Genomic DNA, 23,734 nt, shown 5'->3' on the forward strand with positions numbered 1-23,734 from the left:
GTCAGTGCTATAAGGCAAGGAGGGTTTCCGTACCTCCGAGCCCGGCTCTTGCCGCTGCCAGGACAAGGCTTTCTCCTTCATGTCGCCCGGCGTCACCTGTTCGATCCGGCAGGCGTCAATCCGGATATAGGAGCCGCCCGCGCCAATCCAGACTTCCTTGTCCGCCGTCAGGATCAGCTTGCCGTCCGTGCTGGAAATGGTGAGGTCCTTCAAGGCTGACATGGTAAGCTCATCGCTCTGCGCTTGAATCTGGACCTTGCCGCGTGCCGCAAATAGCTTGATGCCAAGGCTATGCGCGAACAGGGACAGGGCATCACCCGCCGCCATCGCGATATTCTTCAGCGCGCTGACGGCAAAGCCCGTGCCCGTTGCCACGTTCACGTCTTTTCCCGCGCCCACGCAGACGCGATCCGGCGTCGAGACCGCAATGCCCTTTGGTGCGGATATCAGCATCACAGCCTCTTTCAACTCGTTTACGCTCGCCTGGAGCCAGGCGTTTTCGGCCTTCAGGTCGGCAATCTCCGCCTTGGCGAGCGTGGCCGCATCAGCCAGCATCTGCGCCTGCTCCAGCGCGAGCGTTAGCTGGCTCATCGCGGCGGCGGTGTCGTTCTGCTTGCCGTTCGCCTGCTGCTGAATATCTGCCGACAGCAGCAGACCGCCCCCTGCGCGTACCGCGCCTTGCGCATCGGTGCGCAACTCGAACCCTTCGCCGCGTTTCTTGCGTTTTCCATTGACGATGTGGCCGAGGGTCAGCTGGCTTTTGCCCGAATGCTCGGTAGAGAACTTGACGTGTTCCTCCCCCTCCCAGTCCTCGATCTCGAATTTGCTGTCGCCCTGCGTGCGGATGATGTTGCGCGACAGCCAGCGGTCCTGATTGGTGATCAGGTCCGGGTGCTGGCTGTTGTGCTGCACGTGGGCGATGTACGGCTTGTTGGGATTGCCGTCACGGAAGGCCACGTCCACATAGGTGCCATCGATCAGCGGAAAGTGGAAGCCCGTCTGGTTCGCCCCCGCGAACGGCTTGGCGAACGCGAGCGGCACGCTCTCGCCGCCATTGGGCCATTCCTCAAAGTCGAAGTCGAAGCGGACGACATAACGGCCTTCCTGCGTGAGGTAGGCGTATTTGTACTGGCCGGGCGATGTGACGCGCGCGCTCAGCGTGCCGGAAATGCGCGGCCATTTCGCTTCGTCCATCGGCAGGCGGAAACGGCGGTCACATGGGATGGCCTGGTACGTGTTTCGGTAGGCGGCATCGCGCCCGCCGCTATGGATCACCTCGGTGATCACCTGGCCGTTGGGCGCATCGAGCAGCGCCTGGTCCATGCGCAGGATGCGTGCCGGGCACAGTGCCAGCACGTTGCTCTCGCCCGCGAAGATCAACTGCCCGGCATACTCCACCTCATGGCGCAATTGCGCCTCCCACTTGGCCCCCTCGAAGTCCAGGTGGTGGGTGCCATAGACATAAGACTGGCCGTAGGTCGTCTTCTCCTTGCGCGCGACGTTGGTCTCGCCGGTGGGGCGCTCCCAGGCCTTGTCGGGGTTGAAGTCCGCAACCCGGAACGATTTCGGTATGGTCTTCGCGTGCACCTTGAGCGAGAACACTGCTTCCTGGCCGGATTCCAGCCCGGCCGATTCCCGGTAGGGCACTCGCAGTTCCGGCTGGTAAATGTAGTGGTCGATGTCGTCGCCGAACACAATCATCTCGCCGAACTTGCCAAGGCTGAAATAGCTATATATGCCTTCCTGTTCCATGAGCAGCCGGATATAGTCCCAGTCCGCCATCTCGTACTGCATGCGGAAAGTGTGCTGCGCATATTTGCGGCGCAGCTTGAAGGCGAACTGGTGGCCCTTCAGCCCGTGGCGGCGCAGGATTGACTCGATGATCTGCGGGGCAGTTTTCTGCTGATGGATGCGGCTGGCGCGCGTAAGCCTCAAGCGCGCGACGAGCGGCTGGACTACGATCTCGTAGCCGCTGAAGTCCCGGGTCTGCCGGGTTCTGGAAAAGCGCGTGATGCAGCCGGCAAACTTGCGCGGCTCGGTGGCGTCGGCGGGAGTGATCAGGAAGGTGGCTTCCTTGCCCAGATAGTCGGCCCGATCCAGTTCGAGCGGGTGCGTCAGCTGGATGGTGACGGTATAGGGATCGCCCAGCCGCTCCACCGCTTCGAAAGACACCACCGACAGCGCGGAGGCGCTCACGGTGCCGGGCACTTTCAGGAAGTAAGCCTGCCGCCCGGTCACTCCCTTGCGCAGCGCATCTCCATACGTCTTCAGTTCTTCAACCAAATTCGCCATTGCTTGCGCTCCGTTGTCAGCGTGATCGAATTGCTGCAGGTGCCAAGCATCGTGCGACGCATCGCCCCGCGCACCACAAGTTAGCCGTGTTCCGTAACGCCGGAAACGCTGTAGGAGGGGGCTAATGCGCCTTTTCAGCTTGCATCAACGTCTAAGCACAAGTCCGAATGATCCTGTAGCGGTTGTCTCTCTTCCGTGTTAGCCATCGCCGGGGCGAGGGGCGAGTATGAACGGGCAAAAGGGTGGCCACTCAGAGGGCGACGTGGCGAGACGCTACCCGTTTGAATTGCTGCCATTACTTGCCAGGTAATCGTCACCCCCTGCCATCCATGCTGTAATGGAGCCATGGAAACGCTGACCCCCGCCTCCGAGACCACGCTGGATTTCCCCGGACTGCTGCGTTACTGGCGCAGCAAGCGCGGCTACAGCCAGCTCGCGCTGTCGCTGGCCGCCGGGGTGTCGCAGCGCCACATCTCCTTTCTCGAATCCGGGCGTGCCCGCCCCAGCCGCGAAATGGTCCTCGCGCTGGCCGACCGGCTTGGGGTGCCGCTGCGCCAGCGTAACCGGCTGCTGCTGGCCGGCGGCTTTGCGCCGGCCTACAGCGAGCACGCGCTGGCGTCGCCGCCGCTGCAGATGGTGCAGCAGGCCATCGCGCTGATCCTCTCCAAACAGGAGCCGTACCCGGCCGTGGTGCTGGACCGCTTCTGGAACATGGTCGACGCCAACCGCGCTTACCGGCGCATGCTCGATACGCTGCTGGACGGGCGCGCGCCGGCGTCGCTGTCCGATCAGCCAGGCGAGGATGGGGCGGATGGGGGCAGGCGCCGCATCAACCTGATGCTGACCGTATTCGATCCCGATGGCCTGTGGCCGGTGATAGAGAATGCGCGCCAGGTCGGCCGCTACCTGCTGCGGCGCGTGTGGCAGGAGTTGCAGGTGCAGGCCCACGACCACACCGCGCGCGAGATCTTCCGGCGCATCGCCGCGTGGCATCCGGACATGGTGGGCGCTGGCGGCGCGCTGCTGCCCGAGGACGACGGCACCGAAGGGACGCCGCCGCCGGTGCTGCCCGTGGTGCTGCACGCCGGCCCGTTCCGTGCGTCGCTGTTCTCGACGCTGACCACGCTGGGCATTCCGCAGGACATCACGCTGCAGGAGCTGCGCATCGAGTGCTTCTTCCCGGCCGACGACGCTACCCGCGTCCTCTTTGAAACGCCGGGCGAGCCGCAGCCACAGCCGGCGGTCAGAAGCGGTAACGCAGGTAAAAGACGTTGAAGGTGGTGCCGGGATTGGGCTCCTTGATGCCGGCGTTGGACAGGTGCTGGTAGCGATAGCCCACGGTCAGGCGCCGGTCCTTGCCGAAGGTCACGCCGATGCCGGCGTATTCCGAGAACTGGAACGCGGTGGAGATGACATGGTCATCGGAGGTGCGTGTGCCGGTCAGCAGGCGCGCCCCGACCGACAGCTCCAGGAACGGCACCCAGCTATGGCGCCACCACGCGACGCGCACCACCGGCGCCGCGCCAAACTCCCACAGGTCGTTGGGGTTGTTATCGCTGTCACTGAACCAGCGCGCGACATTGACCTCCCATTGCAGGTCCACCTGCCAGCCCTGCGGATTGCCCCACGCCCAGCCCGAATCCCACAGCATCGCCACCTCGGCTTTCTTCACATGGTGCCGGTCGTCGAAGCCGTAGTTGAGCTGCACCGCGGGCTCGGCGCGCGCCGCGGACGTCAGGCACAGGGGCAGGGCGACGAGGGCTGCAACAAGCGCTTGGCGCATCCAGTGCGGCGGCGAGCGCCATCGCGATCGCGTGGCAAGAATGGATGAATAACCCGGGTAGCAACTCGCACGGCGGTCTTGTCTGGCTTCCTGGTCTTGTCGGTGCATGGGACGCAAGGCGAAAAGATGCTGCGTTGTTGTCGGGCGCGGCATGCAGGCAACCCGGGTCCGGGTTGTTAGTACTGTGCCACTGTACCTATTTGTAGTACACGGGAAGCTGGTTGCCGAGTTCAGGCTTGCCCGGACATCGCCGCGGCCCGCATTTCACTCCATCGGTGCGCGCCAAGGGAAAAAACAATCTGCTAACATTCGCAGGCTGGTGCCGGCTCAATTGCCGCGCCGGTTCGTTACGTCTTCAGGGCGGGGTGAAAGTCCCCACCGGCGGTATGCCACGGTGCGCAGTGCGTGCCCGGCGAGCCCGCGAGCGCTCGCATTCCCGTGCGAGGTCAGCAGACCTGGTGAGAGGCCAGGGCCGACGGTCATAGTCCGGATGAAAGAAGATGGGCGGAGCTTGCCCGCGTTGGCCTGGCGCAATTGCCCGGCCCGGCGGTGTTGCCGTTTCCTGCGCCGTTGCCTCGTGCCACGCGTGCAGGGCGCGGCTGTCCGCGCGCATGTGCGCGGCGTGGCTGCTCCGTTTGATCCTTCCCCTGGAACGCCCAAACCATGCAGAACAAAGGAGCGTTTCAATGCCTAGCCTTTCCACCGAAGCTGTTGTCGCTGATGCATCCACGGCGGTTGCCGCCGATGCGCATTCGCTTGCCGCGCGTATCGCGCACGCGCTTGAGGCCATGCGCGAAGGCCGTCCCGTCGTATTGCTCGACGATGACGACCGCGAGAACGAGGCCGACCTGATCCTCGCCGCCGAGCGCCTGACCACCGCCAACATGGCGATGATGATCCGCGAATGCAGTGGTATCGTCTGCCTGTGCCTGACCGAGGAAAAGGTGCGCCGGCTCGGCCTGCGGCCGATGGTCGAGAACAACCGCAGCCAGTACGGCACGGCCTTCACCGTCTCGATCGAGGCGCGCGAAGGGGTCAGTACCGGCGTCAGCGCCGCGGATCGTATCACCACCATTCGCGCCGCAATTGCAGCGGATGCGGGCACCGACGCCGTGGTCAGCCCCGGCCATGTGTTCCCGCTGGTGGCGCGCGACGGCGGCGTGCTGGTGCGCCGCGGCCATACCGAGGGCTCGGTCGACCTGGCGCGCATGGCAGGACTGTCGCCTGCCGCAGTGCTGTGCGAACTGATGAACCCGGACGGCACCATGGCGCGCCGGCCCGAGGCACTGGCCTTCGCAGGGATGTACCAGTTGCCGGTGCTGACCATCGAAGACCTGGTGGCCTGGCGGCGCACGCACGACTGACTCCGCTGCGGCAGCCGTGCCTGCCGCGCGCGTTCCGGTCTGAAAATGTATCGGAATGTGTCGGCATGTGGCCCTCGTATGCGACAATGCCGATCGCTTTTTCCCGTCAATACGAGGGCAATTCCATGACGTTCCGCATTTTTAGGGTCGCTGCCACGCTCGCTGGCTGCGTACTCGCGCTGGCCGCGCCGCTGGCGCATGCCGAGGACGGCACCAGCCAGGCCTCCCGACCGGCCGCTGCCGCCGGCCTGTACGAATGCCAGGTTCCTGGCGCCGGCACCGTGTTCCGCTCCACTCCCAGGGAAGGCTGCCGCCTGGTAGCGCCACCCGATCCGGGCGCGCCGGACCCGCAGCGCTGGATTCCGCTGATGGGGGCCAACGGCGTGATCTCCTATTTCGACCAGACCGCGGTGCGCCGCCAGGGCACTGAGATTGGCGTGGTGGTGATGCGCAATTCGCCGTCGGGCGTGATCCGCACGGCCAGCGGCGAGCCGATCCGCTCCTCGCTCAAGCGCATGGTGCTGAACTGCGCCACGTCGATGTTCGCGGTGGTGGAGCAGACGCTCTACAGCAAGCGCTTTGCCCGCGGCGATTCGCTCTACACGATTCGCGCGCCGCAGGATGGGACTTTCCAGGCGGCCGGGCCGGGCACCATCGCCGGCGAACTGCTGCGACGGTTGTGCCGCTGACCGGATAAGCCAGCCGGCGCTCGCCGATCAAAAAAATCCATCGTCTCAGGGTTTGTCCTCGTCAACCGCGGCCAAACCAGCCTCGTTGATGCGGATGACAGGGCGCGGGCCAATGCGCCCCGGTCATTGCAGGCATTCCCACACGCAGGGCTCAAGAGGAGAGCAACATGAAGAAGTGGATCGTCATGCTGTCGATGGCAATGTTCGGTGCAGGCGCGATGGCGCAGACGCCGGCCACCCCAGCCACCCCGGCCACGCCCGCTACACCGGCAGCACCGGCTGCTGACAAGGCGGCGCCGAAGGCAGACAGCGGCAAGACCAAGGCGAAGAAAACCAGCACCAAGAAAAAGCACGGCCACTCGCACAGCGCCAAAGAAACGAAGGCCAACAAGGGCGCCTGAGCGGCGGTGCCATGGGCGGCGGGCGCACGGCTCCCCGGCAAGCGGGGACGCAGGCGGCGCCCGGTCCCGCCATGCCGCCACGCATCGACAGCGGGCCGCGCCGAAAGGCACGGTACTGCTGCGCGGTTGACAGCCCTGTGGCACGCAACGCGTGCCGTCCGGGGGGAAGTCAGGGTTTGTCAGGCGGATCAGCACAGGAGGCTTCGGCCTCCTTTTTTTTCGTCCCGGCAGGCGGCGCTGCCGGATCAGCAGGCCTTATTCACCCACATGCCGCGACTTCCACTGGCCGTTGGACTGCTTGCAGAACCAGCCGGCCCAGTGTTCCTCGGAACTGCCGCGCTTGAGCTCGGACTTCAGGCGCCGGCACGGCTGGCCCTTGTCGGTCTTGCTCTCGACCGGCGTGATGGTGCCGTCGATCTGCTGGCGCCGGCCCGCGGCCGGGAAGGTCCATGCGACCGCCTGGCCATCGGCGGTATCGTTCAGCGCCTTGCGCACTGACTTGGCGAGCGACGCGCCTTCCTTGTCGTTCAAGGTGCCGATGATGGTGCCGGTCAGGTAATTGTCGAAGTACGCCTGCGCGGGCGCGGCCATGGCGAACAGCAGCGCGGCGCCGAGCGCGCCGGATATGGCGGCACGCAGGGCAGGGCGGGTACGGACAGCAGAGTCGGTTTGCCGAGGCAGCATGACGATTCCTTGTGGCTTCGTGGTGGCGTTCGGGTGGCATTGTAAGCGCATTGAACGCTGCGGACGACAGCAGCCATGCGCTGCGGCGGCGCGATCGGCAGCCATGCATGCGTCGCGGTGCGGTTGACACATGCGAGGGCCTGACCTAGCTTTGAGTGCTGCACGTCGCCGGCCCCATCCCTCTGCAGCGAGGGCGGCATGAACGGCGGCAAGCTCGATACGTATTCAAAAGACGCCAGCAGCGGCAAGTCCGATACGTACCCGAAAGGGGCCAAAAAGTAACACGCTATTAAAGGGCCAGCCGACCGGCTGAGCCTGTCACGCGGGGTCATGTCATCAGCCGGCAGGCATTGTCCGCGCCGGGGAAGGAGCGAGTGTGACTCCGGCGCCCGCAAAGCCTTGCCTGGAGCGGCTTCCAGGCGACCTGGCAAACATTTTGTTTCAAACCTTGCGTGATCGAAACGTGACTTCCGCGTCTCGAATTGTTATGGTTTATTGCGCATCGCAACAAACCGGACACAGTGCCCCACGGGCCTACCGCTTCGTGTCCGGGCCACGCCACCTGGCGCCGGGCCCGTCTCTTGCTGTGCCGTCCTTCGATCTGACCGCTGATGCCGGTCGCCCCGATTCAACCGTTCACCCTGGCATACATGTCACAGACCGCCACGCCACGCCTGTCCGCTTTGCTTTTCCCGACCGCCAGCGCGCCTGCTGCCCGTGTGGGCGCCCGCCGCCGCGCGCCGCGCCTGGGGTTGCATATTGCGACATGGCTCGGCGGCAGCGTGCTCGCGCTGTGTGCAATGGCGGCGCATGCGTTCGACTTCGACACCGTGGCGACGCGCGCGCGCCAGCTTGCCGCATCGCCCTACAAGGCACCGCCGCAGAACCTTCCGCGCGAATTGCGCGAACTGACTTACGAGCGCTATCGCGAAATCGAGTACAAGCCCGAGCGTTTCGCGTGGCGCGGCACGCGCTCGCCGTTCGAGCTGTCGTTCTTCCACGAAGGCATGGTGTTCGACCAGCCCGTGCGCATCAATGAAGTGGTGGGCAACAGCGTGCGCGAATTCCGCTTCGATCCCGCCGCGTTCAACTACGGACCGCACAAGGTCGATGCCGCCAAGCTCAAGGGCCTGGGCTATGCGGGCTTCCGCATCCTGTATCCGCTCAACGGCAAGCGCAAGGACGAGCTGGCATCGTTCCTCGGCGCGAGCTATTTCCGCGCGCTGGGCAAGGACCAGTGGTACGGGCTGTCGGCCCGCGGTCTGGCGGTGGACACCGCGCTGAATTCCGGCGAGGAATTCCCGCGCTTCGTCGAATACTGGATCGAACGACCGGGCCCCAACGCCAAGGAAATCATCGTCTACGCGCTGATGGATTCGCGCCGCATGAGCGGCGCCTACCGCTTCACCATCAAGCCTGGCGAAGAAACCGCGATGGAGGTCAAGTCGCGCCTGTTCCTGCGCGAGAACGTGACCAAGCTGGGGCTGGCGCCGCTTACCAGCATGTACCTGTTCGGCGAGAACCAGCCGGCGCCGGCGACGGATTTCCGGCCCGAGGTGCATGACTCGGACGGCCTGTCGATCCACCTGGGCACCGGTGAATGGGTGTGGCGCCCGCTGGTCAATCCCAAGCGGCTGCTGGTCACGTCCTTTGCCGCCACCAATCCGCAGGGATTCGGGCTGATGCAGCGCGACCGCAGCTTCAACAGCTACCAGGAACTCGGCGCATGGTACGAGCGCCGGCCCAGCGGCTGGGTGCAGCCGCGTGGCAACTGGGGCTCGGGCCGCGTGGAGCTGGTGCTGATTCCGACGCCGGACGAGACCAACGACAACATCGTCGCGTACTGGGTGCCGGACAACCCGCCCAAGCCGAAGCAGCCTTTCGATTACGAGTACCGGCTGCTGTGGCAGAAGGACGGCGAACAACAGCCGCCGCTGTCGTGGGTGACCCAGACCCGCCTGGGGCAGGGCCAGACCCGCAACAAAGAGGACACGAGCTTTTCGCTGGTGGTGGACTTCGAAGGCCCGGCCTTCCGCCGGCTGCCGGCTGACGTTCGCATCGACCCGGTGGTTTCGGCCGATGCCAACGGTGAATTGCTGAAGACGTCGGTGCAGCGCAACGAGGCGACCGGCGGCTGGCGCATGACCATGGTGATGCGCCGCAAGGACGAAACCAAGCCGGTTGAGTTGCGCGGCTATCTTCGCAACGGCAATACGACCCTATCCGAGACATGGAGCTACATCTTACCCCCCGCCTAAAGCATCGACCGGCCCAGGCGGCGGCATGCGAGCGCTATGTCGACCGGCTGCCGCTACCGCCTGAAGTGCGCAACGAACTGCTGGCCGATGGCGTCAGCATGCCGGTTGCGAACGTCGGCCCCGCGCTGCCCGTGATCGACGCACGCGATGCGCAGGACGCGATCCAGCGCCTGCAGTCGCGCCTTGCGGCCAAGGACACGGCCCGCGAAGCGCATGCACCCGCCACGCCAGGCGGCAGCGCCTACGCTTCGGTGGGCCGCCGCTTCACCATCGCCTACGGCAATCCGCAGGTCGGCGGCGAACCGCTGCTGCAGCGGCGCGAAGACGGCACCGTCAAGGTCGACACGGGCCCCGAGCCCGAGCGCAGCTCGATGGTGCCGCGCCAGTGGCCGCCGCATCTCGTCACCGGCTGGTTGCGCAACACCTGGCGCCGCATGCTGGGCCGCCCCCCGGTGCCCGAGACCTGGGACACGCTGCACGACGGCCCCGATGCCGAAGGCAAGTGGCACCCGGCGGGTTCGCACCGCCGCTGGTTCCTGCTGGGCCTGGTCGTGATCCAGACTGTGCTGGCCACGTACTTCATGACCAGCGTGCTGCCGTACCACGGCGCCGACCCGCTCGAGATCGCGATCCTGGCGCTCTTTGCCGTGCTGTTCTCGTGGGTGTCCGCCGGCTTCTGGACGGCGATGATGGGCTTCCTGGTGCTGGCCAAGGGCGGTGACCGCCACCTGATATCGCGCTCCGCCGCGCCGGAGGGGCCGCTTGCGCCCGAGGCGCGCACCGCGATCATCATGCCGATCTGCAATGAGGACGTGACGCGGGTGTTCGCGGGCCTGCGCGCCACCTACGAATCGCTGGCGCGCACCAGCCACCTGTCCAACTTCGATTTCATCGTGCTGTCAGACAGCGGCAACCCGGACCTGCGTACCGCCGAACACGATGCGTGGATGGAACTGTGCCGCGCGGTCGGCGGCTTCGGCCGCATCTTCTACCGCTGGCGCCGCCACCGCGTGAAGCGCAAGACCGGCAATGTGGCCGACTTCTGCCGCCGCTGGGGCAGCAAGTACCGCTATATGGTGGTGCTCGATGCCGACAGCGTGATGAGCGGCGATTGCCTGGCCACGCTGGTACGGCTGATGGAAGCCAACCCCGGTGCCGGCATCATCCAGACCGCGCCGCTGGCAGTGGGTCGCGAGACGCTCTATGCGCGCGTGCAGCAGTTCGCCACGCGCGTGTACGGGCCGCTGTTTACCGCGGGGCTGCATTACTGGCAGCTTGGCGAGTCGCACTACTGGGGCCACAACGCCATCATCCGCGTCAAGCCGTTCATCGAGCACTGCGCGCTGGCGCCGCTGCCGGGCCGCGGGCCGCTGTCGGGCGAGATCCTGTCGCATGACTTCGTCGAGGCCGCGCTGATGCGCCGCGCCGGCTGGGGTGTGTGGATCGCGTACGACCTCGAAGGCTCGTACGAAGAACTGCCGCCGAACCTGCTCGACGAGGTCAAGCGCGACCGCCGCTGGTGCCAGGGCAACCTGATGAACTTCAGGCTGTGGCTCAAGCAGGGCTTTCACGTGGTGCACCGCGCGGTGTTCCTGACCGGCATCATGGCCTACCTGTCGGCGCCGCTGTGGCTGCTGTTCCTGCTGCTGTCCACGGCGATGCTGGCCAAGCACGCACTGGTACCGCCGGAGTACTTCACGCAGCAATACCAGCTGTTCCCGACCTGGCCCGAATGGCATCCCGAGAAGGCCTTGGCGCTGTTCTCCGCCACCGCGACGCTGCTGTTCCTGCCCAAGCTGGCCAGCGTAGTGCTGTTGATGAAGCAGGCGCGGCGCTACGGCGGCGCGGTGCAGCTCTTCGCCAGCATGCTGATCGAGGTGCTGCTGTCCGCGCTGCTGGCACCCACGCGCATGCTGTTCCACACCAAGTTCGTGATCGCCGCCTACAGCGGCTGGGGCATCTCGTGGAAGTCGCCCCCGCGTGAAGACGCCGAGACCACCTGGGGTGAAGCCTTTCGCCGCCATGGCTGGCATACCGCGCTGGGCCTGGCGTGGGGCGGGCTGGTCTACTGGCTGAACCCGTCTTACGTGCTGTGGCTGCTGCCGATCGTGGGCTCGCTGGCGCTGTCGATTCCGCTGTCGGTGATGCTGTCGCGCGTGTCGCTGGGCCGCGCGTCTCGCAATGGCGGGTTGTTCGTGATCCCCGAGGAAACGCTGGTGCCGCGCGAGATCGTCGAAACGCAGCAGCATGTCGAGGCCGCCGCCGATACGCCGGACTTTGTCGATGCCGTGGTCGACCCGGTCACCAACGCGCTGATGTGCGCCACCGCCACGCCGCGGCTGGTCCAGCCGGAATCGGCCCGTATGCGCCACGACGCGCTGGTCGAGCATGCGCTGACCAACGGTCCGCGCGCACTGACGCCGGCGCAGAAGCATGTGCTGCTGGGCAATCCGTTTGCGCTGGCGCGCCTGCATGAACTGGTGTGGGGCTCGCCGCTGGCCGATGCCGGCTGGAAGGATACCCGCATGCTGGTGCGGCGCGCGGCCAACGTGCTGCCGCTGCGGCCGCGGGCGGCTGCATGAAAATGGCTATGGGCTAACGACCCGCTGCAGGTTGGCTCTTCTCTCCCGCAAGCGGGAGAGGGAGAGCCCATGAGTCATTCAAAAGCAATGGCTCTTGGTGCGCGCCGTTGCAACCGATTCTTGTTTGCCTTCTTGTTCAACGCAACGCCGCAGTACAAATCGGCGCGTTGATATACACATCGCCCACGCGGCGCTCGCCGCGGTCCTTGCGCGTCATGTAGCGGAACATCAGGCTGACGCCGAGCTTGGTCAGGATTTCCACGTCACGGTTTGCACAGATATTGCGTTGCAGCGGCGCGGCGTAGTTGACCTCGAAGCTGGCCAGGTCGAGCATCGGCCCGCGATAGTTAGTCAGTTCCAGCTGGAACAGCACGTGCTTGCCTGGCACCGACTGGCAGCGGCGCAGGCGCGTTTCGGCATCGATCTCGATCGGCAGCGCGTCGTTAAGCAGACGGCAGGCGCGCGCCAGCACATTATCGGGGCGGGTGGTGTTGCGCAGCAGTTCGGGCACGCCGGCGGCGCCGGTGTTCTGGCCGGTGGCCGCGCCCTTGAGCATGCGCGACAACGCGTCGGCTTCGTCGATCGCGGGGGCGGGCGCCGAGGCGGCGCTGCGCAGCATTGCCGGTGCGGCCGTCGCCGTCAGCGGCAAGGGCAACAGCAGCGCAGCCGCTAGTGCGGCCGGGCCAAGCGAAGAGGAAAGCGGCGTTTGTCGTATTCTCATGCAGGCTAACGTTGCCGGGACCGGTACTGTCGTCCGTCTCTGCGTGGCCGCCGGCGCCAATCGTGAGCATTGATTTCGTGCGCCGACAGGGACGCATTGTACCCTCCACCCCGGCGGGCGCGAAAGGCACGGCACACTGCGAGCATCCCCGCATGGCATTGGCGGCGCGCATCTGCATGGGCTGATGCGCGGCCGCGTGACATCCCATTGCCGCACGGCAGATGTTTTCTCGCGCTGACAGCAATTTTCCTGAACAACTGTTTCAAACCGCTGCGCGCCCGTGCCCGGCTGCTGTCGTTATGCTGTGCAACAATTGCGCCCTCTGTACGCACCATCTGACTCGTTTTGACGAGACCCCGGATCCTTCCCATGTCCCATTCCCCGAGCGCTGCCACATCGGCACGCTTTCCTGCCTGGCTGCTGATCTGCGGCTCGCTGATGGCGATCGCGCCGCTGTCGATCGACATGTACCTGCCCAGTTTCCCGTCGCTGGCGGGCGACCTTGGCGTGGACATCGGGCAGGTGCAACTGACGCTCGGCACCTTCCTGGTCGGGCTGGCGCTGGGCCAGGCCTTCTACGGGCCCTTCAGCGACCGCTTCGGGCGCAAGCCGCCGCTGTATGTCGGGCTGGGCCTCTATGTGGTGGCCGCGGTCGGCTGCGCGCTGGCGCGCAACGTGGAGTCGCTGATGCTGTGGCGCTTCCTGCAGGCGCTGGGCGGCTGCGCCGGCATGGTGATGGCGCGCGCGGTGATCCGCGACCGGCTGGAGGCGCATGAATCGGCGCGCGCGTTTTCGTCGCTGATGCTGGTGATGGGGCTGGCGCCGATCCTGGCACCGATCATCGGCGGCGCCATCCTGACGGCGTCGGGCTGGCGCACGATCTTCTGGGTGCTGGCGGGGGCCGGGACCCTGATCCTGCTGCTGGTGCACTTGCGCATGGAAGAGTCGCTCGACCACAGCCGCGCGGCGCCGCTGCGGCTCGGCAGCGTGGCCCGCAGCTATGCCGAGCTGCTGCGCGATCGCGAATTCCTGGGCTATTCGCTGTCGGCGGGCTTTGGCTCGGCGGGCATGTTCGCCTATATCTCGGGGTCGCCGTTCGTGCTGATCGAGTTGCACGGCATCGCGCCGTCGCACTACGGCTTTGTGTTCGGCGCCAATGCGCTGGGGCTGATCGCGATGTCGCAGCTCAATGGCCGGCTGGTGCGCGGCCGCTCGCTCGATCATGTGCTGGGCGGCGCGCTGCTGGGCGGCTGCGCCGCAGGTGTCGGACTGGCCGTCGCGGCGCTGGCCGGCGTGGCCGTGCTGCCAGTGCTGCTGGCCGGCTTTTTCGTGTTTATCGCTGCGCTGGGCTGTGTCAACCCGAATGCTTCGGCGCTCGCGCTGGCGCATCAGGGGCATCGTGCCGGCACCGCGTCGGCGCTGATGGGCACGCTGCAGTTTTCACTGGGCACCCTTGGCGGCGCGGCCGTCAGCGTATGGCGCGACGGCACGGCGCTGCCGCTGGCGGTGGTGATGGCGGTCTGCGGCATCGGCGCGGTGGTGATGCGGCACTACGGCCGCTCGGGCACGCGCTGACGCCGCTGGCTCAGGCCGCGGCCTGCTGCACCACCACCATGTGGGCGGGCATCGGCGCGGCATAGCCGGCCTGGCCGAAGCATTCGCGGATGATGCGGTTGGTATCGAAATAGACCTGCCAGCAGTGGTCGTTGTGGCAGTAGGGGCGTACCGCCAGCACCGGGGGCCCGACCACGCCATGCCGATGGCCACGCCCGCGGCGGCGATCAGCGCGGCAAAGGTCGTGGTCTGGATGCCGAAATAGCCGAGGATGCCGATCACCAGCACCACGTTCAGCGTCACCGTGACAATCGAGCCGACATAGCGCAGCAGCGTCGGATCCACCTTCTGCTTGCCCAGCGCGTTCTGCACCAGGCGCACGACGAAATGGATCAGCCAGCGGCCGATGACCCAGAAGGCCAGCGCGGCCAGGATCTTGATGCCGAACTGCGTGGCATAGGCGACAACCAGGGTCTTGAGGTTGTCGAAGGTGGAGGCGTCCATCGGCATTTCCTTTCGGTATTGGAGAAGTCCCGGCCAGCTGCCGGCGGCAGACCTCCCCACCGACGCAGCCGGTTACCGGGTGCAAGCCCTGCGCGTTGACGCGGCGCAATACGTGGGCACGGCAATTTTTGGAATGCCGTGCAACGAAGTGCAAGGAAACAATGGTGAAGACAGGCTGCCTCCCGGCAGCCCGTTCATTTAATTCACTGCCGTGCGGATTACCAGTTGGTTTCGCGCTCCGGCGTCGCGGATATCCGGTGCAGCGTCAGGTCGGCGCCGTTGAACTCGGCCTCGGCGTCGAGCCGGATGCCGACCAGTTTCTTCAGCATGCCATACACCAGCGTGCCGCCGGCCAGCGCAATCACGATGCCGAGCACGGTGCCGATGACTTGCGCGCCCAGCGACACGCCGCCCAACCCGCCCAGCGCTTTCGCCCCGAAGATGCCCGCGGCAATGCCGCCCCAGGCGCCGCACAGGCCATGCAGCGGCCACACGCCCAGCACGTCATCGATATGCCATTTGTTCTGTGCCAGCGTGAACAGGTAGACAAAGAGCGCGCCGGCGACGCCGCCGGTGATCAGCGCGCCCAGCGGGTGCATCAGGTCCGAGCCTGCGCAGACTGCCACCAGCCCCGCCAGCGGGCCGTTGTAGGCGAAGCCGGGATCGTTGCGTCCGGCCGCCCACGCGGCCAGCGTGCCGCCGGCCATCGCCATCAGCGAATTGATCGCCACCAGGCCGCTGATCTTGTCGACGGTCTGCGCGCTCATCACGTTAAAGCCGAACCAGCCCACCGCCAGCACCCAGGCGCCCAGTGCCAGGAAGGGGATATTGGACGGCGGATGCGCGCTGATGCGGCCATCCTTCTGGTAGCGGCCGCGGCGCGCGCCCAGCAGCAGCACCGCGGGCAGCGCGATCCAGCCGCCCACCGCATGCACCACCACCGATCCGGCAAAGTCGTGGAACGGTGCGCCGGCGACGCGCGCGATCCAGTCCTGCACGCCATAGCGCTGGTTCCAGGCGATCCCTTCAAAGAAGGGATAGACAAAACCCACCAGTACGAAAGTCGCCACCAATTGCGGATTGAAGCGCGAACGCTCGGCAATACCGCCAGAGATAATCGCCGGAATGGCCGCGGCAAATGTCGCCAGGAAAAAGAACTTGACCAGTTCGTAACCGCTTTTCTGGGCCAGCGTTTCTGCCCCGGACATGAATTGCACGCCGTAGGCAATGGTGTAGCCGATAAAGAAATAGGCAATCGTCGAAACCGCAAAATCCACCAGAATCTTTACCAGCGCGTTGACCTGGTTCTTCTTGCGCACCGTGCCCAGTTCAAGGAAGGCAAAGCCGGCGTGCATGGCCAGCACCATGATGGCGCCAAGCAGTATAAACATGGCGTCGGTGCCAGTCTTCCAGTTGTCCATTGTGACCTCATGCTCAAAATGGGAGCGTGGGTATGCAAAAAGTATTCCAGCGGTGGCTACATCCTGGTGCTTGTTGCACCTTCCTGAGCAAAACCGCACCGGAATGCCGCATGGCGGGTGCCAGGGGGCGATCGGGGCAGATTAGGGACTTCGGTCAGCAGAGCTTCGGATGCGCCAGAATGGCGCGTGGCAGGGTGTGCGGGCGATCTGTTGTGGTGCAATGCCCCATCAATGGGCATTTGTCCCATCGCGGGGAAGTGAATGAGCGCGTCGGAGCTGTCACCGGCGACCTTGCAAATCGGGCCTCTGGCAAGCGGAAAAAGAGCGGTAAATTGCCCGCTAACCGGCCTCAATCAAGGATTTGCGGGTTTTTTCGTTGCATTGGTGCCACTGGGGATTGCTCAACGCGCGAGGGGCAGATTAGACTGCGCCGATCGATGGCTTGCCGCCAGGCCGGCTCATCGGTGACGACGACCAACAAGGGAAATCAGCCATGAATAAAGGTGAACTGGTATCGGCCATCGCCGCGGAAGCAGAACTGAGCAATGCCGCCGCCGAGCGTGCGCTCAACGCAGCGCTGGACAGTATCAAGAAGGCAGTGGCCAAGGGTGACTCGGTAACGCTGGTGGGCTTCGGCAGCTTCAGCGCCGGCAAGCGCGCCGCCCGCACCGGCCGCAACCCGCGTACCGGCGAAACCATCAAGATCCCGGCCGCCAAGACGGTCAAGTTCTCTGCCGGACAGGGTTTCAAGGACGCCGTGAACAAGAAAAAGTAAGCGGTTTGCGTCCACAGCGAGAAAAGCGGCCTGGCAGGCCGCTTTTTCTTTGGGGCCGTGCCGCCGGCCGCACGGCGGACGGCAACGGTTGCCGCGAGCGGGCCGGATCGGGTTAAACTGCCGGCGCCCGGGGTCGCCGCTGGCGACGCCCGGGCATCCGCCCCCGATTTTCGCCCCCAATCCGCCCCGCACTCCGTACTGCATCATGAACGACCAGTCCCACCAGCTTTCCATGACCGTGCTGATGACGCCGGACATGGCCAATTTCTCCGGCAACGTCCACGGCGGCACCATCCTGAAGTATCTGGACATGGTCGCCTATGCCTGCGCCAGCCGCTATGCCGGGCGCTACGTGGTAACGCTGTCGGTCGACCAGGTGGTGTTCCGCCAGCCCATCCATGTGGGCGAGCTGGTTACCTTCCTGGCCTCGGTCAACTACACCGGCCGCAGCTCGATGGAAATCGGCATCAAGGTGGTGACCGAGAATATCCGCAGCAAGCTGGTGCGCCACACCAATAGCTGCTACTTCACCATGGTGGCCGTCGATGACAACGGTACGCCCGCCGAGGTGCCGCCGCTGGAGCCCCGCGACGAAGTGGAGCGCCAGCGCTTTGCCGCCGCGCAGCAGCGCCGCGCGCTGCGCCAGGAAATGGAAAAGCGCCACGACGACATCAAGACGTCGGTGACCTGAGGAGCGCGATCCCAGCCATGAAGTCCAACAGCATCCGCATTATCCTGGCCGCTGCAACGTGCGCGTTGGCGGCTACCGGCGCGCACGCCGAGGAAATCGGCAGCGTCAGCACCAATTTCCGCGTGACCGGTTCCGACAAGGTCGTGATCGAAGCCTATGACGATCCGCAGGTGGACGGCGTCACCTGCTACGTGTCGCGCGCCCGCACCGGCGGCATCAAGGGCCAGCTCGGCATGGCCGAAGACCCGCCCGAAGCGTCGATCGCCTGCCGGCAGGTGGGCACGATCGCGTTCAAGGGGCCGCTCAAGCAGCAGGACAACGTCTTCTCCGAACGGATGTCGATCCTGTTCAAGACGCTGCACGTAGTGCGCGCGGTGGACCGCAAGCGCAATACGCTGGTGTACCTGACGTATTCCGACCGCATCGTCAGCGGCAGTCCGCAGAACAGCGTGACCGCCGTACCGGTGCCGGCCGGCACGGCGATCCCGGTCAGGTAGGGCGGCAGATCAGGGCACGCTGTTGCTGGCGCCTGTTTCGAACAGCTTGCGCAGGTTCGACTTCATGATCTTGCCATTGGCATTGCGCGGCAGCATCTCGGCGAGCAGCAGGATGCGCACCGGCACCTTGAACGCCGCCAGCCGCTCGCGCACGAAGTCCTGCAGTTCGGCCTCGGTTGCCTGCATGCCGGGCTTGAGGCTAACCACCGCCGCGGGCTCTTCGCCCAGCGTCTTGTGGGCCAGGCCGACCACCGCCGCATCCATCACCGCCGGGTGTTCGTACAGCGCGCTTTCCACCTCGATGCAGTAGATGTTCTCGCCGCCGCGGATCAGCATGTCCTTCATGCGGTCGACGATATAGACAAAGCCTTCCTCGTCGAGCCGCGCGATATCCCCGGTGCGCAGCCAGCCGTCGACAAAGGTCTGCGCGGTGGCTTCCGGCTTGTTCCAGTAGCCGCGCACGACATTGGCGCCGCGCGCCATCAGCTCGCCGGTTTCGCCCGGCGGCAGCGCGTTGCCGCGCCCGTCGACCACCTTCATCTCGCCGATCGGCAGGGCCGGGCCGCTGCTGTCCGGGCGCGCAACGTATTCCTCTGCGCTGTGGCTGGTGAAGGTCGACGACGTCTCCGTCATGCCCCAGCCAATACCAGGCGCTGCCTGCGGAAATACCTCGCGAATGCGCCGCACCAGTTCAGGCGATGCCGGCGCGCCGCCGTAATTGACGTTCTCCAGCGATGACAGGTCGAAGCGCGCGCGCTCCGGATGCTCCAGGATCTGCCAGGCGATGGTGGGCACGCCGCCGGCCGAGGTGCAGCGCTCGCGCTCGATCAGTTCCATGCCGCGCAGGGCATCCCAGCGGTGCATCAGCACGAGCTTGCCGCCGGTGGCCAGCGCGCCGTTGAGCACCGCCATGCAGCCGGTGACGTGGAAGAACGGCACTGCCAGCAACACCGCCTTCTGCGGCGCGGCGGGGTCGGGCGCGGGGATTGGTTCGCCCCGGCGCAGCAGGTTGCGGATCTGGCTGAAGGGGCCCGCTGCCGCAACCGCGGCGGAATTGCGGTGCGTGCCGAGCGCGCCTTTGGGTTTGCCGGTGGTGCCCGAGGTGTAGAAGATGGTGGCGTCGTCTTCGGGGTCGATGTCGATTCGCGGCGGCGCCTGGTCCGGCAGTGTCGCCCAGCCGATGGGAGGGCCGATCAAGTTTTCCAGCGGCGCCACGCGCGGCTCGGCCACCGTGCCGCCGGCGCGCGACACGTAGACACGCTCCAGCGCCGGGCAGCCGGGCAGGTGTTCAAGGATGCGGTCGAGCCGTTCGGCATCGACGATGGCCACGCGGCTGCCGGAATCGGCCAGGCCGTATTCCAGTTCGGCGCCGGTCCACCACGCGTTGAGCGGGGTCACGATGGCGCCGGCCAGCAGCGCGCCGTAGAACGCCACCGGCCATTCCGGCAGGTTGCGCATCGCCACCGCGACGCGGTCGCCCTTGCGCACGCCGTCGCGCACCAGTGCATGGGCCAGCGCGATCGCAGCGCGCTGGAACGCATCGTACGAAACGCGCTCGTCCTCGTAGACCACGAAGGTGCGGTCGGCGAACGCGCGCGTGGCCAGGAACAGCTCGCGCAGCGTGTGCGGGCCGTTCTTCCAGACGGTGGTGGGGATGCCGCGGATGGTGCGCGTTTCGGTCTCGAACGGCGCGCCGGGCGCGGTCAGCCGGGCATGGGCCTCGGCCAGGGACATGACCGGCCAGGTGCCGGCCGCTTGCGGATTGCTTGACATGACTGCCTCCCGGAACTGCACTGCAGGTTGAGGGAAATGCAGGAAAGCGGCGGGCGCCGGCCATCGCCGGCACCCGCGCAACGCTTGGCGTCAATAGCTCAGATGGTGACGCCGCCGTCGACGACCAGCGCCTGGCCGGTCATGAAGGTGCTGGCGGCGGAGGCCAGGTAGACGGCCGCGCCCGCGATCTCCACGGGCTCGCCGATGCGGCGCAGCGGGGCACCCTGGGTCGATTGCTTGTAGCGCTCGGGGTCTTCCCACAGCGCGCGCGCGAAGTCGGTCTTGATCAGCCCCGGCGCAATGCAGTTGACGCGCACGTTGTGCGGCCCGAATTCCACCGCCAGGTTGCGCGCGAGCTGGAAGTCGGCGGCCTTGGAGATGTTGTAGACGCCGATGGTCGGCGAGCCGCGCAGCCCGCCGATCGACGACACGATGATGATCGAGCCATCCTTGCGGTCGATCATCTGCGGCGCCACCATCTGGATCAGCCAGTGGTTGGAGATGACGTTGTTGTCCAGCACCTTGCGGAACTGGTCGTCGGACACGCCGCTCATCGGGCCGTAGTACGGGTTCGAGGCGGCATTGCAGACCAGCACGTCGATCTTGCCGAACACGCGGTTGGTTTCGTCGACCAGGTGCTGCAGGTCGTCCTTGGAAGAGATGTTGGCGGGGACCGCGATCGCGGTGCCGTCGCCGTGGCGGGCATTGATGGCGTCCACGACTTCCTGGCAGGCCTCGGCCTTGCGCGAGGAAATCACCACCCTGGCGCCCTGTACCGCCATCTGTTCGGCGATGGCGCGGCCGATGCCGCGCGAAGAGCCGGTGACGATGGCAACCTTGCCCGTCAGATCGAACAATGACATGGAGTCTCCTGTATGGCTGTGCCGGCATCAGGGGCCGGCTTTGTGCAGGCGGCGTATGCCGCGCTGTTGTGCTGGCGATGCGCCACATGGGCACCATCGCCGGAACATTATGGTGGCGGCTTGGCACCCAGTCCACAGCGCAAGGGGCTGCGCGGCAGCCATATCAGCAATCTTTCTGCGGGCAATGCGCGCCGTGCATGGCGGCATGCTGCATAGCGGCACGCAGCCGTACTCCGGCGCTTCAGGTGGCGGCTTCAGGTGGCTGTTGATGCAGCCAGCAGCGGCGGCAGCGCCGCCATCACCCCGCGGCGCAGTTCGTCGTCAAGCTGTATGCCGAAGCGCTCCGACAGCACCTGCACCACGGCTTCGGCCGAGTCCAGCCGCTGGTGCCGCACGCTGCCGTCCGGCGCGCGTTCGGCCAGCTCGCCATCGGCCAGCGTCACACGCGTGCCGGCATCGGTGCGCGCGGCCATCAGCCGGCGCAGGAAGAGGCTGTCCGGATGCGTCGATACGTACCAGTTGCGCGACACGTAATCGATCCACGGCTGGGGCGTCAGGTCGAAGCGGTAGATCTTTATCCAGCCGGCATCGCCGCGCGCCTCGAGGTCATAGCTGTGGAACGCAGTGCCGGCCGCTTCCGGCGGCGAGTTCACCAGCCGGTAAGGAAAGCTGTCGTCCATCGGCGCCGACAGCGGCATCGCCCTGAACGGCGTGGGCCCGCCAAAGCCGACGTCGGCCAGGTAGCTTTGATGCGCCACTTCCACGCGCAGCAGCATATGCGAGGTCATGGTCGGCACGTCGTCCGGCACGCCCCAGCGCACACGCGCGGCCAGCGGCGTCACGCTGAAGCCGAGCGCGGTCAGCGCGGCCGCCAGCAACGTGTTCTGCTCGAAGCAATAGCCGCCGCGTCGGCGCGTGACCAGTTTGTCGAAGACCGCATCCGGTTCGATGCGCACCGGGCGGCGCAGCAGCGGATCGATGTTCTCGAACGGGATGCTGGCCAGGTGCGCGGCCAGCACAGTATCCAGCGCTTCCAGCGTGGGCGAGGGTGGGGCGGCAATGCCCAGACGCGCCAGGTAGGCGTCGAGCTGAGCCGCGTCGAGGGAGATCATGGCGTGGGGACTCCGGTCAGGATCATTCAGTTGAGCGCTTCCAGCGCGGGCAGGTCGAGCAGTTCGATGCCGCCGTATTGCAGTCGCAGCAGGCCACGCGCTTCCAGTTCGCGCAACGCATGGTTGACGGTCTGGCGCGACAGCCCGAGCATCTGCGCCAGCTGCTCCTGCGGAATGCGCACGCGCAGCATCGCATGCGCCTGCGCCGGCAGGTTGCCGTAGCCATGCGCGATGGCAGCGAGGCGCCGGGCGATACGCGCGGCCGGCGGCAGCAGTTGCGCCTCTTCGACGTAGTTGAAGGCCTGGCGCGTCTTGGCCGCCAGCAGCTGGCCAAACGCCTGCCACCACGCCGGCTGCTGCGCCAGGCGCCGTTCCAGCGGCGCGCGCGGCACGTGCCACAGCGTGGTGGCGCTCACCGCGCGGGCGTCGTGGGTGCGCGGCAGGCCGTCGAACAGGCAGATCTCGCCGAACCAGGTACCGGGTTCAAGCAGCCCGAGCAGCGCCCCCTTGCCCGATGCGCCGCTGGCGTGGATCTGCACGGTGCCGCTGGCGACACAGTAGAGACCGTCGAAGCGGTCGCCGCGGGCAAAGAGGGTTTCGCCGGGCACGAGCCGGCGCAGGCTGCCGTCATCGAGCAGCGCCTGGCGCAATGCCGGCGGAAGCTGGCTGAACCAGGCGCCGGCGCGGACCGCGGCGAGCGGATCTTCGCTGTGCGCTGTGGCTTCGGCCAATGCGCCGTGCGTGGGGCCTGGCGAGTGCGCTGGTGGATGCATGTGGGGCGGTGCGGCGGGGGCGCGAGGCCCATGCCGGTCTCCTGTCGATTTAAGGTCTTGAGCCGCTGTATCTGCCAGAACACGCAACGGCACGCGGCGCCGGCGCGACTGTCAAAAACCTGACAGACCCGCGGCGGGCGCGCCCACTACTATAAATCCACATCGCGCCCGACGTTCAGCAGCGGGCAGCAGCGGACGGCAGCGCCTGGCAGCACAGAGCCCCCCGGCGCGCGCCCGCGCATCGCGCCCGCGCATATAAGGAGACGCCCAGTGAAAACCCTGATCGAACACCTGGCCAACTACGCCGCCTACCACCGCGACCGGCGCAACATCTTCACGCATTTCATCGGCATCCCGATGATCGTGCTGGCGGTGACCACGCTGCTGGCGCGCCCGGCTCTGCCGTTGGGCGACGGTTCGGCCTACCTGACGCCGGCGATGCTGGTGTATATCCTGTCGAGCCTGTTCTACCTGCGCCTGTCGCTGGGTTTCGGCGTGGCGATGGCGGCGATCCTGGCGGTGTTCCTGTATGCCGGCGCGCAGATCGCCGCGATGCCCACCGTGTGGTGGCTCGTGATCGGCATCGGCCTGTTCGTGGTGGGCTGGATCATCCAGTTTGTCGGCCACTACTACGAGGGTCGCAAGCCAGCCTTTGTCGACGACATGGTGGGGCTGCTGATCGGGCCGCTGTTCCTGGTCGCCGAAACTGCCTTTGCGCTGGGCCTGGCCCGCGAAACGCGCGAGGCCATGCTCGCCCGCGCGCACTGATGCCCCGCACGCGTGAGTGAAAAACGCCGCGCTGCGGCATCGCATCGCAGTGCGTGCGGACCCTTCGCGCAGCCGTCGCGAACGCCAAAACGGGGGACGTAGGCCCTCTTTGCGAATGACTGAGGCAAAGCCGCGACAAAACACGGGATTTTCACGGGGTTTTACGTTTCGCATGCACGAAAACCCCTTGACTTACGGCTGTTTCCGCTATGATTCAGTGGGCGCCGGC

At 66.2% G+C, this 23,734-nt stretch carries 20 protein-coding genes, 1 pseudogene and 1 riboswitch; of the genes and pseudogenes, 11 read left to right on the forward strand and 10 right to left on the reverse strand.

Features of this window, described 5'->3' with window-relative positions:
- On the reverse strand, nt 1–2,292 hold a 2,292-nt coding region (locus AB1I47_RS23660; RefSeq protein WP_354686151.1), incomplete at its 3' end, for a type VI secretion system Vgr family protein.
- A gap of 345 nt (nt 2,293–2,637) precedes the next feature.
- Between AB1I47_RS23660 and AB1I47_RS23665 the strand changes: the two genes are divergently transcribed.
- Nucleotides 2,638–3,567 (forward strand): helix-turn-helix domain-containing protein, encoded by a 930-nt coding sequence (locus tag AB1I47_RS23665; RefSeq protein ID WP_354686152.1) that lies wholly within the window; start codon nt 2,638–2,640, stop codon nt 3,565–3,567.
- On the opposite strand, the gene AB1I47_RS23670 is transcribed toward AB1I47_RS23665, so the two are convergent.
- Nucleotides 3,536–4,075, reverse strand: a complete 540-nt coding sequence (locus AB1I47_RS23670; RefSeq protein WP_354686153.1) for an acyloxyacyl hydrolase — start codon at nt 4,073–4,075, stop codon at nt 3,536–3,538. The two genes, AB1I47_RS23665 and AB1I47_RS23670, sit on opposite strands and share 32 nt — an antisense overlap.
- A gap of 347 nt (nt 4,076–4,422) precedes the next feature.
- Nucleotides 4,423–4,581: riboswitch (FMN riboswitch) on the forward strand.
- A 180-nt stretch (nt 4,582–4,761) separates the two neighbouring features.
- On the opposite strand from AB1I47_RS23670, the gene ribB reads away from it, so the two are divergent.
- The 3 genes from ribB (at nt 4,762) to AB1I47_RS23685 (ending at nt 6,529) form a co-directional block, all read left to right on the forward strand.
- Complete coding sequence (gene ribB, locus AB1I47_RS23675; RefSeq protein WP_354686154.1) at nt 4,762–5,439, forward strand: 3,4-dihydroxy-2-butanone-4-phosphate synthase; 678 nt, start codon at nt 4,762–4,764, stop codon at nt 5,437–5,439.
- Nucleotides 5,440–5,564: 125 nt separating this feature from the next.
- Nucleotides 5,565–6,128 (forward strand): surface-adhesin E family protein, encoded by a 564-nt coding sequence (locus tag AB1I47_RS23680; protein WP_354686155.1) that lies wholly within the window; start codon nt 5,565–5,567, stop codon nt 6,126–6,128.
- A 167-nt stretch (nt 6,129–6,295) separates the two neighbouring features.
- Entirely contained in the window at nt 6,296–6,529 is a 234-nt protein-coding gene (locus AB1I47_RS23685; RefSeq protein WP_354686156.1) for a hypothetical protein, read from the forward strand.
- Between the two features lie 255 nt (nt 6,530–6,784).
- On the opposite strand, the gene AB1I47_RS23690 is transcribed toward AB1I47_RS23685, so the two are convergent.
- The gene (locus AB1I47_RS23690) at nt 6,785–7,213 is read right to left on the reverse strand and encodes an RT0821/Lpp0805 family surface protein (protein WP_354686157.1); all 429 of its coding nucleotides are present in this window, start codon (nt 7,211–7,213) and stop codon (nt 6,785–6,787) included.
- A gap of 650 nt (nt 7,214–7,863) precedes the next feature.
- On the opposite strand from AB1I47_RS23690, the gene AB1I47_RS23695 reads away from it, so the two are divergent.
- On the forward strand, nt 7,864–9,471 hold the full coding sequence (locus AB1I47_RS23695; RefSeq protein WP_354686158.1) for a glucan biosynthesis protein G: 1,608 nt from the start codon (nt 7,864–7,866) through the stop codon (nt 9,469–9,471).
- Entirely contained in the window at nt 9,444–12,053 is a 2,610-nt protein-coding gene (gene mdoH / locus AB1I47_RS23700) for a glucans biosynthesis glucosyltransferase MdoH (RefSeq protein ID WP_354686159.1), read from the forward strand. Before AB1I47_RS23695 ends, mdoH begins: the two co-directional genes overlap by 28 nt.
- Nucleotides 12,054–12,189: 136 nt before the next feature.
- Here the strand turns inward: mdoH and AB1I47_RS23705 are convergent, their stop codons facing one another.
- Nucleotides 12,190–12,774, reverse strand: a complete 585-nt coding sequence (locus AB1I47_RS23705; protein ID WP_354686160.1) for a hypothetical protein — start codon at nt 12,772–12,774, stop codon at nt 12,190–12,192.
- A gap of 369 nt (nt 12,775–13,143) precedes the next feature.
- Here AB1I47_RS23705 and AB1I47_RS23710 point away from each other — a divergent pair, with 369 nt between their 5' ends.
- Nucleotides 13,144–14,349: a Bcr/CflA family multidrug efflux MFS transporter gene (locus AB1I47_RS23710; RefSeq protein WP_354686161.1), complete on the forward strand. Its 1,206-nt coding sequence runs from the start codon at nt 13,144–13,146 to the stop codon at nt 14,347–14,349.
- A gap of 10 nt (nt 14,350–14,359) precedes the next feature.
- Here the strand turns inward: AB1I47_RS23710 and AB1I47_RS23715 are convergent.
- Both AB1I47_RS23715 and AB1I47_RS23720 read right to left on the reverse strand, forming a co-directional pair.
- Nucleotides 14,360–14,832 (reverse strand): annotated as a pseudogene (locus AB1I47_RS23715) (mechanosensitive ion channel family protein).
- Between the two features lie 218 nt (nt 14,833–15,050).
- The gene (locus AB1I47_RS23720) at nt 15,051–16,253 is read right to left on the reverse strand and encodes an ammonium transporter (protein WP_354686162.1); all 1,203 of its coding nucleotides are present in this window, start codon (nt 16,251–16,253) and stop codon (nt 15,051–15,053) included.
- A 493-nt stretch (nt 16,254–16,746) separates the two neighbouring features.
- Here AB1I47_RS23720 and AB1I47_RS23725 point away from each other — a divergent pair, with 493 nt between their 5' ends.
- The 3 genes from AB1I47_RS23725 to AB1I47_RS23735 all read left to right on the forward strand — a co-directional run bounded on the left by AB1I47_RS23725 (nt 16,747) and on the right by AB1I47_RS23735 (nt 18,216).
- Nucleotides 16,747–17,028: an HU family DNA-binding protein gene (locus AB1I47_RS23725; protein ID WP_010814166.1), complete on the forward strand. Its 282-nt coding sequence runs from the start codon at nt 16,747–16,749 to the stop codon at nt 17,026–17,028.
- A 205-nt stretch (nt 17,029–17,233) separates the two neighbouring features.
- Nucleotides 17,234–17,719, forward strand: coding sequence for an acyl-CoA thioesterase (locus AB1I47_RS23730; RefSeq protein ID WP_354686163.1), 486 nt, complete (start codon nt 17,234–17,236; stop codon nt 17,717–17,719).
- Between the two features lie 17 nt (nt 17,720–17,736).
- Nucleotides 17,737–18,216, forward strand: a complete 480-nt coding sequence (locus AB1I47_RS23735) for a CreA family protein (RefSeq protein ID WP_354686164.1) — start codon at nt 17,737–17,739, stop codon at nt 18,214–18,216.
- A 9-nt stretch (nt 18,217–18,225) separates the two neighbouring features.
- On the opposite strand, the gene AB1I47_RS23740 is transcribed toward AB1I47_RS23735, so the two are convergent.
- From AB1I47_RS23740 to AB1I47_RS23755, 4 genes are all read right to left on the reverse strand, one after another.
- Nucleotides 18,226–19,989 carry a class I adenylate-forming enzyme family protein gene (locus AB1I47_RS23740; protein ID WP_354686165.1) on the reverse strand — a complete coding sequence of 588 codons (1,764 nt, stop codon included), beginning with the start codon at nt 19,987–19,989 and terminating at the stop codon, nt 18,226–18,228.
- A 98-nt stretch (nt 19,990–20,087) separates the two neighbouring features.
- Nucleotides 20,088–20,852: an SDR family oxidoreductase gene (locus AB1I47_RS23745; RefSeq protein WP_354686166.1), complete on the reverse strand. Its 765-nt coding sequence runs from the start codon at nt 20,850–20,852 to the stop codon at nt 20,088–20,090.
- A gap of 254 nt (nt 20,853–21,106) precedes the next feature.
- The gene (locus tag AB1I47_RS23750; RefSeq protein ID WP_354686167.1) at nt 21,107–21,964 is read right to left on the reverse strand and encodes an arylamine N-acetyltransferase family protein; all 858 of its coding nucleotides are present in this window, start codon (nt 21,962–21,964) and stop codon (nt 21,107–21,109) included.
- A gap of 26 nt (nt 21,965–21,990) precedes the next feature.
- Entirely contained in the window at nt 21,991–22,695 is a 705-nt protein-coding gene (locus tag AB1I47_RS23755; RefSeq protein WP_354686168.1) for a Crp/Fnr family transcriptional regulator, read from the reverse strand.
- A gap of 312 nt (nt 22,696–23,007) precedes the next feature.
- Here AB1I47_RS23755 and AB1I47_RS23760 point away from each other — a divergent pair, with 312 nt between their 5' ends.
- Nucleotides 23,008–23,505: an Mpo1 family 2-hydroxy fatty acid dioxygenase gene (locus AB1I47_RS23760; protein ID WP_354686169.1), complete on the forward strand. Its 498-nt coding sequence runs from the start codon at nt 23,008–23,010 to the stop codon at nt 23,503–23,505.
- Nucleotides 23,506–23,734: the final 229 nt, after the last annotated feature.

It is taken from the genome of Cupriavidus necator (assembly GCF_040578825.1).
GTDB lineage: Bacteria > Pseudomonadota > Gammaproteobacteria > Burkholderiales > Burkholderiaceae > Cupriavidus > Cupriavidus necator_E.

What these genes read in the sequence shown, in the direction of transcription:
- AB1I47_RS23685 (WP_354686156.1), top strand. Translation starts at nt 6,296, where the DNA reads ATGAAGAAGTGGATCGTCATGCTGTCGATGGCAATGTTCGGTGCAGGC.
- AB1I47_RS23670 (WP_354686153.1), bottom strand. Translation starts at nt 4,075, where the DNA reads ATGCGCCAAGCGCTTGTTGCAGCCCTCGTCGCCCTGCCCCTGTGCCTG.
- AB1I47_RS23720 (WP_354686162.1), bottom strand. Translation starts at nt 16,253, where the DNA reads ATGGACAACTGGAAGACTGGCACCGACGCCATGTTTATACTGCTTGGC.
- AB1I47_RS23740 (WP_354686165.1), bottom strand. Translation starts at nt 19,989, where the DNA reads ATGTCAAGCAATCCGCAAGCGGCCGGCACCTGGCCGGTCATGTCCCTG.
- AB1I47_RS23750 (WP_354686167.1), bottom strand. Translation starts at nt 21,964, where the DNA reads ATGATCTCCCTCGACGCGGCTCAGCTCGACGCCTACCTGGCGCGTCTG.
- ribB (WP_354686154.1), top strand. Translation starts at nt 4,762, where the DNA reads ATGCCTAGCCTTTCCACCGAAGCTGTTGTCGCTGATGCATCCACGGCG.
- AB1I47_RS23680 (WP_354686155.1), top strand. Translation starts at nt 5,565, where the DNA reads ATGACGTTCCGCATTTTTAGGGTCGCTGCCACGCTCGCTGGCTGCGTA.
- AB1I47_RS23690 (WP_354686157.1), bottom strand. Translation starts at nt 7,213, where the DNA reads ATGCTGCCTCGGCAAACCGACTCTGCTGTCCGTACCCGCCCTGCCCTG.
- AB1I47_RS23735 (WP_354686164.1), top strand. Translation starts at nt 17,737, where the DNA reads ATGAAGTCCAACAGCATCCGCATTATCCTGGCCGCTGCAACGTGCGCG.
- AB1I47_RS23710 (WP_354686161.1), top strand. Translation starts at nt 13,144, where the DNA reads ATGTCCCATTCCCCGAGCGCTGCCACATCGGCACGCTTTCCTGCCTGG.
- AB1I47_RS23695 (WP_354686158.1), top strand. Translation starts at nt 7,864, where the DNA reads ATGTCACAGACCGCCACGCCACGCCTGTCCGCTTTGCTTTTCCCGACC.
- AB1I47_RS23725 (WP_010814166.1), top strand. Translation starts at nt 16,747, where the DNA reads ATGAATAAAGGTGAACTGGTATCGGCCATCGCCGCGGAAGCAGAACTG.
- AB1I47_RS23705 (WP_354686160.1), bottom strand. Translation starts at nt 12,774, where the DNA reads ATGAGAATACGACAAACGCCGCTTTCCTCTTCGCTTGGCCCGGCCGCA.
- mdoH (WP_354686159.1), top strand. Translation starts at nt 9,444, where the DNA reads ATGGAGCTACATCTTACCCCCCGCCTAAAGCATCGACCGGCCCAGGCG.
- AB1I47_RS23745 (WP_354686166.1), bottom strand. Translation starts at nt 20,852, where the DNA reads ATGTCATTGTTCGATCTGACGGGCAAGGTTGCCATCGTCACCGGCTCT.
- AB1I47_RS23665 (WP_354686152.1), top strand. Translation starts at nt 2,638, where the DNA reads ATGGAAACGCTGACCCCCGCCTCCGAGACCACGCTGGATTTCCCCGGA.
- AB1I47_RS23730 (WP_354686163.1), top strand. Translation starts at nt 17,234, where the DNA reads ATGAACGACCAGTCCCACCAGCTTTCCATGACCGTGCTGATGACGCCG.